This window comes from Paraburkholderia sp. J7 (assembly GCF_905220155.1).
In the GTDB taxonomy this organism is placed as follows: domain Bacteria; phylum Pseudomonadota; class Gammaproteobacteria; order Burkholderiales; family Burkholderiaceae; genus Paraburkholderia.
In genome coordinates, this window is record NZ_CAJMYZ010000002.1 from 192758 (window position 1) to 204493 (window position 11736).

An 11736-nucleotide genomic window follows, 5' to 3' on the forward strand; every position below is an offset into this window, starting at 1 on the left:
GGATTTGCTCTTCGTTTTCATGGAAATCACACCCTGTGATTTTTCCATTCGCATACTCGCAAACTGCCAATCAATTTTTTAATAGATCGTCTAGTTCCTTCACACGACTGTTCGTGATATTCGCCATACATTCCCAAAAGAATATCTCGCGTTCGGCCGCTTCACCCATGGCGTAGGTTTCGCTATAGCATTCGTTATCACGATACGTATACCACGCGTTTTGCGCTTTCTCGAAGTAAGGCGATGCCGCTGGGTCGCCGGTAGTTTTAAGTGACTTATCGCCTTTCTCGTTCATCAGGCGTACCGTTTTAAGCCTTTTGTCTAGTTGGTTGCTCGACTTGTTGAACTTTAAGTGGGAACACTGTCCCAGATCCTCGTTACTCGCATGCTCGCCTGAGTCGCACATATGTGCGACCTCGGCGGCGGATCGTCCCGAAAAGTAGGCTTCAGGCGATTTGAAGTAGTGGTAGTCAAATTCCCCAGAATAGACAGTCTTCGCACTCGCAAAGATCGGGAGAATCGCCAGAGCACATAGAATGTCAGTGTGACGAATCATAAACTCCCGCCTCGAACATTTCCGCCTCACGATGGCGACGCCTGAGTAAGCCCTTCACAGGATGACCTTTCGATGTCGCATACGTCCTCATCTTGTCGCCGACTTTGTTGTATTGTCCGGTATTGACAAAATCTAGTATCCCGTTTCCGTGTCGCTGCAAGTTATACATGAAACATACCAAGGCATCGTACTCAAACTGAAACAGCGGCACCTTAACGGTGTCGTTGATTATCCCCTCAGCCCATCCGATATCTTGTCGAAGAAGTGCCTCCGCTTGCGGCTCCGTAATGCGCTTAAGAAAGGGCTTCTCGGACACAGCGCCGGAGATTTTTCCTAAGTGGACCAGATGGCCGTATCCGACCGTAGCGTTCCCGTCCTTACTTCCGTCTTTGTCATACATCGTTGCACTATACGCTTCCCAACCCTCAAGAAATCTAATGCCGTCTTGCGACATTTTCCACGGTTTGCACAAACGCTGCGTATACGCTGTGACGTTTGAGTTCGGATCGGTGTTCGTTTTTACCGTACAAAGTGCGTCAGACATTTACGCCTCCTGTCTGTGACCAAGATAGAGTTTGATGGATTGAACGCCGTCCGTTTCGTAGCGCTCGGTGTGTCCGCGTGAATCAGTTACGCCGTGTCGTAGTTCGCGCGAAGACATGCGAACGGTGTAGTACGTGTCTGCGAGCGGTGAACCCTTCGCGTCGCGAAGCGTGAACTGTTCGTCATACCTGCCGGGATTTCCGCCAGCCATCAATTGGCCTGCGCCTGTTGCTTCCCCCAACTCATGCGCCTCGAACACATGCCAGGCGCTCTTCTGCGACGCAAGAAGCACAGGCGGCGGATCGCACTTGCACAAGCAGATATCGCCTTCCAGGGCCTGCTGCTTGCCCGTCATCGTTGCTGTTCGATGCGGCCCCTTCCAACCAATCACGCCTTCCGAGTTGCATGCGCAACACCATATCTTCGCGCCGATGAACGTCATTGGCGTACCGTGGTGTGTACAGGTTTCGATGCCTTCGAGCACGACGCCGCCAGCCGTTGTTTTGTCACCCTTCTTCAGAATGGCTCGCCTCATTCGACACCTCCGTGAAATAGAAGAACAACCTGCCCGGTGACGCGACCGGTGATGTTTGTTCATGCTCCGTTGACCAACTGGTCGCCTGCAACCGGACAAATCCGAAATTGATTCGCAGTCCGATACGTAACGCATGAAACAAATGAGAAATGGTGTAGAGGCTGATCGGTATCAGCCAGTGACGAGTAAGTCGGGGTAGTTGGTCGCAGCCTGCTTCGCCACCTCAATGAAGCGCGAGATGCGCTCGAGGCGCTTGCGGTCGTTGCGCGAACGCAGCTGCCTGTGCCAGGTCAGACATGCGTTCGATGACGGCATACTGGTCATCCAGCTCCACCGCAAGACCGGCGATTTCACTGACCAACTCTTTGCGCCGCCTTTAAATTGACGTTGCACGGCATCCGTACCGGCTCAGGAAACGGCACGCTCGGGAAGACGGCATGAGGATGAGCGGGCGCTAAACAAAGTTGGCAGATCGGAGGCACCGACAGACGCTCGCGCGTCTCCCTGTCCGCGTGCCCGTAGAAGTCTGTGGGCGCACAGGGACAGCCGCGCGGACTCAGATCCGGCAGGTGAACGCCTGGATTGTTGAACCCAAACCGTGCAGACGTTCGTGTGACCTGCGCGCCGTGGACCAAACTTCTCCACAGATTGTGGTGACAAACTTGTGGAGAACGCCTGGGACGAGTGCCCTAACCCATTGATCGGCTGGAGATTTTTCACCGCGTGAACGCGGGAGGCAATGACGGGCTGCCAGGCGTTGCCTCAATACGCCCACCGGCCTATCAGCCGTCAAGCGTATTGAAGACACTCATTGCACGGCAAGCTGCTTCATCTTCCCGTAGACGAATTGCCCGAAGTACCACGACAAATCGGAGTGGTTGAGGATGTTCGCGTCGGAGAGGGCCCCCGCCTCGAGCTTCAGGCGGCGCAGCATGAGCTTGCCGGCCTGCGAGGCGATGTAGAGCCGCACGAGTTCCTTGCGGGTCTTCTCGTCGGCCGATTCGAAGTGCTCGCGGCCTTGCTTGACCTCCTCGTTGCGCTGCGACCTCGCCTCTTCGTCGCGCGCCGCGATGCTCTGCTTCACCGCCGTGGTCGCGACCGTCCTGGCGCTCTCCTGAGCGGTCGCTGCCACGGCCAGCTCGCTCTGGATCGCCACCATCTTCCGCTCTGCCTCCGAGACCTGCCAGTTGTGGCTCAGCGCCTTCATCAGATAGCCCGCGGGGCTCTTGGTCACCTTGCCCTGGTTGAGCCGGAAACGCGTGTATTCGATGGCCTGCTGGATGCGCTCGTCGGTCCAGCTCATGCGGTGCTCCGCAATCACGTCGAACTGCTTGTTGCTCAGGCCGAACTCCTCCTTGAGCGTGAGCAGCAGGTCGTGCGCGTCGGGCTGCCGGGAGAGCAGCGCCGCGACCGTGTCCTTGCGCTTCATCCGAAAGCGGATCTTGTTGATTTTGCGCGAGGTTTCCGAGTCGGCCCGGGTCTCGTAGCTCAGGTCGATGTCGGATAGTTCGTTGATCTGGCGCACCGCGGGGTCGAGGTACTTGGGCCGGAAGTGCTTGAACTCCGACGCGCTCGTACCGAGTTTGCCGGGCCAGCGCCGCATGACGTCGAGCTCGATCCAGTCGGTCAGGCCCGCTGCCACGTAGGGCAGCACGTAGTCGTAGATCGCGCGGGCGTAGGTCTGCGAGAACGACGCCGTGATGCACAGGTTCAGCCAGTGATGCTTGTCGGGCCCGGTGATGTGGCGCAGCATGAGCGGCGGAATACGGAACTGGATGCGCCCCTTGCCGATCTTGACGCTGCCCATCAGCTGCTCGGATATCCACTGGTCGTCTTCGTTGGGCGCGCGGTCGGGCGGCGTGTCGGTCACCTCGATCAGCACGCGCTGCGCTTCCTTGATGACGCTCTGCAAATGGCGCACGTTGCGGCTCTCATAGCGCATGAGCCACTTGAAGTAGTTCAGGTCGACGTCGTAGGTATCGCGCGGTGCGGGCTCCTGGGCGGCAATGAAATAGGCGGCGTCGATGAAACGGCGCGACGACAGCCCAAGCCCGTTGATGGCGACGAACACGTTGTTGCGCTGAAAGCCGATCTCGCGCGTGCTCTCATTGATCGGCTGGCCGGACATCTCCTCAAAGAGACCCAGCGACATCTGCAGTGTTGTTGTCCTTCGCCCGCTCTCCTCCGACATACGCACGCTCTCCCCGTCGACATTGGCGGGCACTCTATCACTACGCAAACACAAGTCAACACAATAAACGTTACCTCAAACAGGCGCCCGATTTGGCTCGCGCACAATAAACGTACCTGAGTGCACAAATTTCTCTACACCAGCAGCACATAAAACGGAACCTCGCTGCACATAAAACGGTGCAGCGAGCACAGAGAACGGTGCTTTTGGCGAGCAAGCCTTTGAAATCAAAGGAAACGCATGCGTACGTTAGTTGGTTGGTGGGTTTTTATCTTTAAGTAAACAAACAAACCGCGCTCAAAAAAAGATGCTCTGCGCGAAATTTGACGTGCTGTGTCTCGCAAACTGGTCAGAATATTTACGCAAAAGTGGCCGCAAAGGCCCATTTGACAAGGCTTTCCGCGGTCAGGACTCCGGACGCGCGCCGCCTTCGGACCAGTGGAACACATCGACGGGTAACGATTTCTGTGCAGATCGGCTGATTCAAGGAAGTGGTTTTTGTGCAGAAGGTCTAGCGAGCAGCCGAGATCGGGGTGAACCGGGCAACGGTTGTCGGTGAGACTCGACTCAGGGTGACTTTTCGACGGGAATTGCCGAAGGCAACGGATTTTGTGCAAGCCTGAGACAGGCCGCAATAGCAACGTTTTTTGTGCAGACCATGAACAGCGCCCCGGGAGGTAACGTTTATTGTGCCGTTGAGGCGTCGCGGTTCACTGGTTCGCCATAGGCGAGCGGTAACGGAATTTGTGCAGCTAGAGCGTGGGAAGGCTTTTGGGGAAATTTGACCGCCAGGATGTCCGGATTCGCAGCCGTGAGGCACATGGCGAGGCAACGGGGTAACGGTTTTTGTGCAATGCAGGGTGGGGCGTACGCGGCAAAGCCTTTCTCCGGACGCACGCGGTAACGGTTTTTGTGCAGTTGTGGCTGGCTAAGCGCGGTAGTAGAAATCAGGAAGCACAAAAATCGTTACCCGGCGCCGTCATCTTCGCGCGCCGTCGAAATCGACGACGGAAGTGCACAAAAACCGTGACCGCAAGGGGGTATCTGCAAGCGATGCATTTAGTGTGGATCGATCGGTAACTACATTTGCACAAAAACCTCGACCGCGAACGCTGCGACGAATCGTTCCGACCCTGGGTGATTGCGCAAAAAATAGGCATATCGGACAGAGTAGGCCTATACGGGCGCTGGTGGCTTTGCCGGTTCTATTGGTACGTTGGCCTTGGAAATGTCTCGCGAGGGTCATACAGGCCGTTTTGAAGGGTCATTTTTTTCATATCGCCCTCAATTAGTGTGTTTTCACACACTTTTCCTGTATTCTACGCTTTATCCAAATTCTGATAAAAAGCGTATTAATGGCGAAAACTATCGAATTGCCGTCGATCGATCGACGTGTGGATCTTTCCGCGATCACTGAGTTTGCCGAAGAGGCTGGCCGTCTGTCTGAAGAGCTTCGGGAGATGATGCTGGCGCCGCGGCCGCGAAAGATGGCGCCCACCTTTACGTCGGCTCAGGTCGCAGAGATGTGCGGCATCGACCGCATCAAACTAAACAATCTGCTTGCCACCCGCGAGGGCCTCCCGCAAGGCGTGGCACAAGGGTCCGGGCGAAGCCGGGTCTTCACGCTGCCGGAAGCGAGAACCTGGGTCCAGCAGGTTTCCGATATTTATCAGACGCCGCTCCATACCGGCGTGCGCGACGCCGATGGCAAGGTGATCCTTGTTGCCAACTTCAAGGGCGGCTCGACGAAAACGACCACGACCATGTGTCTCGCTCAAGGCCTGACCTTGCGCGGCCGCAAGGTCCTGCTGATCGACCTGGACCCGCAGGCGTCGCTGACGGAACTCTGTGGTCTGTATGCCGAAAAGGAAGTGACCGAGGATAGCACGGTCCTGCCGTTCATCTACGACCCGCATATGGAAGGCGGCCTGCTGAACTTTGTGCAGGAGACCTACTGGGACGGGCTCGATGTCATTCCGGCGCACCCCACACTTTTTTCCGCAGAGTTCCATATTCCGGGCACGGTGATCAAGAACCCGGGATTCAAGTTCTGGGACCTGCTGCGCCAGGGCGTCGAAGTGCTGCGCAAGCAATACGACTACATCATTCTGGATACGGCGCCGTCGCTGTCCTATCTCACAATCAATGCGCTCATGGCAGCCGACGCGATGGTCATGCCGCTCGTGCCCGAGAGCCTGGATTTCATCAGCTCGGTGTCGTTCTGGAGCCTGTTTTCCGACCTCGCGCACACGATCATGGAACGCGGTGACGAGAAGACGTACGACTTCGTCTCCGTTCTGCTTTCGAAGGTGGACTACGGCAAAACGTCGTCGGCACCGGTCGTGCGCTCCTGGGTGCAGCGGACCTACAAGGATTGGGTGAACGCGCTCGAGGTGCCGGCCAGCTCCGCGATGAGCAACGGCGCACTGGCCATGGCCACCGTGTTCGACATCAGCAAGGGCGACCTCGCGGACAAGACGGTGGCGCGAGTGCGTCAGCCGCTGACGGATTACGTACAGTGGATTGACGATCTTTACGTAGAACAATGGAGGGCCGGCAAGTGAGTTCATTCCGCGACAAGATGGCGGCGAAGACCGCTGAACTCGGCTCGTCTTCGGAGCGGCCCGCTGCCGAACGCCCGGCTGCCGTGGCTCCGGCGGAGCCGCGCCGCAGCAGCGCGTTCAAGACCGGACCAGGCATGCTCGGTGCGTTGGCGGTGGCGCAGCAGCGCATCCAGGAGCTGGAGAACACGAGCGACAAGCTCATGCTTCCGGTGAACGCCATTCAGCCGAACCCGTGGCAGCCGCGCAAGATTTTCAGCGACGAGGGCCTGGCATCGCTCGCCGAATCGATCCGCGAAGTCGGGCTTGTGGAGCCGGTCGTCGTTCGCCGCGCGGAGAACGGCTATCAGCTGATCGCCGGCGAACGACGTCTGCGTGCGCACGCTCTGATTCAGGCGCAGGACATTCGTGCCTCGGTGATCGAGTGTTCCGATCAGGACATGGCCGTGCTTGCGCTGGTCGAAAACGTCGGTCGCGAAGACCTCACTGATTATGAGATTGGGCAATCGCTACGCCGCGCCGAACGGGAGTTTCCGACTCGCAAGCGCATGGCCGAGGCGCTGGGTATGTCGCGCAAGGGCTTGTACCGGTTTTTGGCCTTTGAAAATCTGCCGGATTTCATTCGACGCGATCTTGATTTGAATCCCCGACTGCTCGGCGGATCGGCTGCAGACGAGGTCGTTTCGGCGATCAAGAAGTATGGGGTGGCAGGGCATTCGGCGGCGCGCGAGTTGTGGCCGGCCGTAGTCGGCCGGACGCTGGATCAAGGTAAGCTGGCTGCGGCGATCGGTGCACAAGCTAGCCGGGGTGAGTCGACCGAAAGCGTTTCCGAGCGCAGCATCGAGAAGATCTTTTCGGGCAAGAGCCACGCTGGGAGCATCACTAAAGATACCAACAGCTTTACCGTGAAGCTCAAGACGGGCGTGCTTTCGGATGCTCAGGAAACGCAAATCCGGGAGCTGATTAGTCAGCTGTTCAACGTAAAGCCAGGCTGATCGAGTCTTGGGATGGTTGGTGTGGACGGAAGCCCGCTTCGGCGGGCTTTTTCTTTTTGTGGCTTGGATTGTGTGTCGAGTCGACACAACCCGCACCTGCGCCTGCAGACGGCGCATCAAGGATCCGCGCCGGACAGCTGCTCGCCGGTCGGCGGAACGCGACAGACCGCGGCGTGTGTCGAGTCGACACACGGTGGGGCGGAGTGCGCCTGACTCGCGACGAGCTGTCGGGCGGAAGCATCGGAAATGCCTGTGCCACTCCGTTGAGCGTTCGTGTGTCGACTCGACACACGACGACCACGCCCGTTGAGAGTCTGAGAATAAGGCGTCTCGACTACGACGCAGAAGGGGCTCTGCCTACCGGTTGCTGCCGGTGGTTGGCGCACAGGAAGTCAGGAAACCTGGGTACTCGAATTCGGCTGATCGGGGCGATGTGTCGAGTCGACACACGCTGCGGATGGTCACAAACCGGAGAGAGTCAGAGGAGGCACAAGGGCAGGCATGCGGGATTCTCGACCGTTGCTCTATCTATTGTGTTGTGTGAGAAATTGGCCCATCGCACACACGCCAACTTGCACTCGGGCGCGGTGTGTCGACTCGACACACCGCGCCGCATCGTCGCCGTGGCTGACTGATGGGATTGCGAACTGCGATACGCCGCATCGGTGGCGGGACGAGAACCAGACTTGATGTCGCGTTCCCGACGACTCCATCGTAGTGTGCGCGCGGGCGAGACTCCTCTCGTCTAAGGGGACTCGCTGGGTGGAAGAAACAGTGTGTCGAGTCGACACACTATCGTTGCCTCTGCGCCCTCACGTGATTGTGGTCCGAGACGTGTCACTTTGGGCGACAGATATGGAGGCCCCATTTGCGCGGTGGCGTGCATCCAATTGGCGCGTCAGTAGAGTCTGCGTGCAACTCGCCGATCGGGTGGCCATGGTTGATTGTGCTGACCAACCACGGTTGGAGTCGACGTAGGCGCCATGTTTGTCGGCTCGCGCATCTCGGTGTGTCGAGTCGACACACTGACTACGTATCACCACGCTCTGTAATCGGGTCGCCAATCTTCATTGCGCTGGCCGCCACAGTTGGAACCGGCGTAGCTGGCGTGCGTGTGATCTGGCGCAGTCAGTGTGTCGAGTCGACACACTGACTGCGTATCACGACGCTCTGAGATCGGGTCGCCAATCTTCATTGCGCAGCCCGCCACAGTTGGAACCGGCATAGCCGGCGTGCGTGTGATCTGGCGCGCCCCGGTGTGTCGAGTCGACACACCGACGGCGCATCTCGACTCTCTGTGGCACCAGGTAAGGAGCGCTCGCGAGCCAACGGAAAGCGCCGACGTTCCGGCGGCTGGACTCGAGATCACGCTCTCTCAAAAGGCCGGCCGAGTTCCATGCTGGACTCGTTTCCCAAAGAGCAGGTGCCGGAGTCAATTGGACGGCCCGCAAAGCGCCGCTCCACGACTATGGGTTGCGTGCGGAGGGAGTCGTCTACCCCGGTTGCCTAGTTGCGGTTAATTTCCTGATTGATCTACGAGCCGCAGAGTGGAGCATCGTCAACGTAGCCTGGAGCCTCTGCCTTCCCCCCATCACCGACCTTTTCTCACAGCAGATGCCCCCAGCTCAATAAGCTTCTTCGACGACTTGCCGCATGAAATCTCACGCCGCAAGTTCGTGCCAACGGGCCTAACTCACCAGCGTACGAGCGCAGTCCGCTTGCTCGACTGACGTCTGACGGCAACACGCCTAGGCCATGCGCTAATTCTCGTTCTTTGCGCTTTGAGCGACGACTCTCCCAGAAGGTGGCCGCGTGCACGGTCGAAGAAACACCGCCCAGCAACTCTCGATTGACGCATGTCTTGAAGGAGGACTGGCACGCCAGCGCGCGACAGATCGAATAGCCAGCGTGTCAGCGGGGTGCTCGCGACACGCTGTGCGCGAGCAGGGGAGGAACGTTCGATACGGTAGCGGGCCACGGCACTCGACCTTCGTGTTCCGCAGCTCGAGGCTGTTCGGCTCGTTACTCTTCTGGCAAGCCGCGACCGCATTGCCACTCATCACCGAATAACTCGCCTTCGTCTCGCCCGCGAAATCAACTACAAATGCAACTAACCGACAATCCTCTTCGGCACCGCGGAGCACCCTAACCGTCAATGCACGATACGCACGCCGGTGCCTCGGCTATCACAACCAATCAACAAACCACCAACCAACCAACTGAGCGATCGACGTGTCGACCGTCAAGAAACACGAAACGACGGGGAGCAACTCCCGGAAGCGAGCCGCCCACACGTCGACCTAAAAGGGAACGCTACGTATGCTTAGCCGCGTAAATAACCGGTGCTCGCGCTTACCCTGTTTCAAACAGCGTCCAATTCAGCGTGAAACATTTCTGTCCAAATCGCTAAATCGGCGAAACCTAAGCCCCTTGGGGCTTTCACGCCTAAAACAAACCAAATTCTAGTACTTGTTTCACGATCATAACGTCTCTCCGACCCTGAAACTCTGCCAGAATGGTCGTCACCGAGGTAAAGCGCACCTCATCGGGGTCAGTCGTATATTTCAATACGTATTTTGTAGTTTTCGACAATATCGCGACGCCAATCGAAAACAACCCTCGGAGGCACGCCTGCAAGCAATTCGCGTCGGGACAAGATTACTCACAGCATTCGACAGCATGAGGAGCAAACCGGTTCGTGTTTGCGGGCGACACGCGCAACGCCACCCCCGGGCTCTAAACATCGCTGCGTCATGTTCCGCAATTCATTCGGCCATCACAATCCACAGCGCTCACTTCGCGCCTAAGTGACGTGCCATCTATATAGAACAGTCTCGCGCAACGACACACTCCACAGTCGATAAATTGACAGCGCGCGGCGCATGCCAACACATGTCGGGTCCTTCACCGCGCCACGCCAGCCAAAACAGACCCGCGCGCGTCGATTAAAATTGGCCCGCGTTCGCGAGCCACATGCCCGGGCTTCAACCCGGGCTCATGTTCGTGCTGAAAGCGCTAGCGCGCATGATGCGCCGCTCGCGCGATACAGCAGCAATCGCCCTTTCCCCATTCAGCGCCCGCAAACACAATAGAGGACACGTCGTGAAGTTTATCCACGCGGCAGACCTGCACCTCGACAGCCCGCTACACGGTCTGAGCGCCTATCCCGATGCGCCGGCCAGCCAATTGCGCAATGCCACGCGCGAGGCATTGCGCCTGCTCGTCGATCGCGCCATTGAAGAAGAGGTCGCGTTCGTCGTCATTGCCGGCGATCTCTACGACGGCGACTGGAAGGACCACAACACCGGCATTTTCTTCGGCCAGCAGATGGGTCGTCTGCGCAAGGCCGGTATTCGCGTCTTCGCCCTTTGGGGCAATCACGACGCGGAAAGCGAAATGACCAGGAAACTCACGCTGCCCGACAACGTGGTGGTATTCAGTCATCGCAAACCCGAAACGCATGTGCTGGACAATTTCAAGGTCGCGCTGCACGGCCAAAGTTTCAAAGACAAGGCCGTGGTCGAAAATCTCGCGGTGGGCTACCCGTCGCCGGTTTCCGGTTACTACAACATCGGTGTGCTCCACACCGCGCTCGAAGGCTATACCGCCCATGCGACCTACGCGCCATGCACGCGTGCCGAATTGCACGCGAAGGGCTACGACTACTGGGCGCTTGGCCACGTACATGAATTTCAGCTGTGGTCGGAACAATCGACCATCGTATTCCCCGGCAATCTCCAGGGGCGGCACATCCGCGAAACCGGGCGCCGCGGCGCCGTGCTCGTGAATGTCGAGGGCGGCCGCACGGAGGTCGAGCGTCTCTACCTCGACGTGCTGCGCTGGGAATCGGTGCGCGTCGATGCGAGCGACTGCGAAAGCGTTGCGGATCTTGCGCGCAAGATTGGCGCTGCGCTCGAAGCGCTGCTATCCATCGATGCCCATGTGCCGCGTGCGGTGCGCGTGACGGTGACGGGCAGGTCGCCGGCGCATGGGCTGTTTTTCGGGCGCGCCACGCAATTGCGCGCCGAAGTGCTCAACCAGATCGGCATTATCGGCAATGACAAGCTCTGGCTGGAAAAGGTCAAGCTCGAAACAAGCCCAGCCGACACGGCCGCCGCGCAAAACGAACAGATCGAAGCGCTCGCGGATCTCAAACAGATACTCGACGCCGCCACACAAGACCCCGAATTCCTCGCGCTGCTCGAACGCGATTTGCGTGCGTTCGTCGGCAAGGTGCGCAGCGAAGTGAAAGAAGACGCGCCGCTGCTCGAACTCGCCCGCGACGGCAAACTCGCGGCGCTGGTGGAGCAGGTCGGTCCCGCGCTGCTCGCGCGCCTTTCCACGGGAGAATGACC

General features: G+C 58.4%; 8 protein-coding genes. 3 read left to right on the forward strand and 5 right to left on the reverse strand.

The features are described from left to right. Positions 1-70: 70 nt before the first annotated feature. The 5 genes from U5A58_RS04005 to U5A58_RS04025 all read right to left on the reverse strand — a co-directional run bounded on the left by U5A58_RS04005 (position 71) and on the right by U5A58_RS04025 (position 3786). Complete coding sequence (locus U5A58_RS04005) at positions 71-556, reverse strand: lysozyme inhibitor LprI family protein (RefSeq protein ID WP_321945494.1); 486 nt, start codon at positions 554-556, stop codon at positions 71-73. Then, positions 540-1100, reverse strand: a complete 561-nt coding sequence (locus U5A58_RS04010) for a lysozyme (protein WP_321960384.1) — start codon at positions 1098-1100, stop codon at positions 540-542. Before U5A58_RS04010 ends, U5A58_RS04005 begins: the two co-directional genes overlap by 17 nt. Next, positions 1101-1634, reverse strand: a complete 534-nt coding sequence (locus U5A58_RS04015; RefSeq protein ID WP_321960385.1) for a PAAR domain-containing protein — start codon at positions 1632-1634, stop codon at positions 1101-1103. It abuts the gene before it with no gap. 171 nt (positions 1635-1805) lie between these two features. Then, positions 1806-1949, reverse strand: a complete 144-nt coding sequence (locus U5A58_RS04020; RefSeq protein WP_321945491.1) for a hypothetical protein — start codon at positions 1947-1949, stop codon at positions 1806-1808. A 493-nt stretch (positions 1950-2442) separates the two neighbouring features. After that, the gene (locus U5A58_RS04025) at positions 2443-3786 is read right to left on the reverse strand and encodes a replication initiation protein (protein WP_321908184.1); all 1344 of its coding nucleotides are present in this window, start codon (positions 3784-3786) and stop codon (positions 2443-2445) included. 1394 nt (positions 3787-5180) lie between these two features. Between U5A58_RS04025 and U5A58_RS04030 the strand changes: the two genes are divergently transcribed. From U5A58_RS04030 to U5A58_RS04040, 3 genes are all read left to right on the forward strand, one after another. After that, the gene (locus U5A58_RS04030) at positions 5181-6389 is read left to right on the forward strand and encodes an AAA family ATPase (RefSeq protein WP_028208684.1); all 1209 of its coding nucleotides are present in this window, start codon (positions 5181-5183) and stop codon (positions 6387-6389) included. Further along, entirely contained in the window at positions 6386-7381 is a 996-nt protein-coding gene (locus U5A58_RS04035; RefSeq protein ID WP_321960386.1) for a ParB/RepB/Spo0J family partition protein, read from the forward strand. The genes U5A58_RS04030 and U5A58_RS04035 overlap by 4 nt, the downstream gene beginning before the upstream one ends. Before the next feature lie 3102 nt (positions 7382-10483). Next, positions 10484-11734 carry a DNA repair exonuclease gene (locus tag U5A58_RS04040; RefSeq protein WP_321960387.1) on the forward strand — a complete coding sequence of 417 codons (1251 nt, stop codon included), beginning with the start codon at positions 10484-10486 and terminating at the stop codon, positions 11732-11734. The last annotated feature ends 2 nt before the right edge of the window (positions 11735-11736 follow it).

What these genes read in the sequence shown, in the direction of transcription:
- U5A58_RS04020 (WP_321945491.1), bottom strand. Translation starts at nt 1,949, where the DNA reads ATGCCGTCATCGAACGCATGTCTGACCTGGCACAGGCAGCTGCGTTCG.
- U5A58_RS04025 (WP_321908184.1), bottom strand. Translation starts at nt 3,786, where the DNA reads ATGTCGCTGGGTCTCTTTGAGGAGATGTCCGGCCAGCCGATCAATGAG.
- U5A58_RS04005 (WP_321945494.1), bottom strand. Translation starts at nt 556, where the DNA reads ATGATTCGTCACACTGACATTCTATGTGCTCTGGCGATTCTCCCGATC.
- U5A58_RS04010 (WP_321960384.1), bottom strand. Translation starts at nt 1,100, where the DNA reads ATGTCTGACGCACTTTGTACGGTAAAAACGAACACCGATCCGAACTCA.
- U5A58_RS04015 (WP_321960385.1), bottom strand. Translation starts at nt 1,634, where the DNA reads ATGAGGCGAGCCATTCTGAAGAAGGGTGACAAAACAACGGCTGGCGGC.
- U5A58_RS04030 (WP_028208684.1), top strand. Translation starts at nt 5,181, where the DNA reads ATGGCGAAAACTATCGAATTGCCGTCGATCGATCGACGTGTGGATCTT.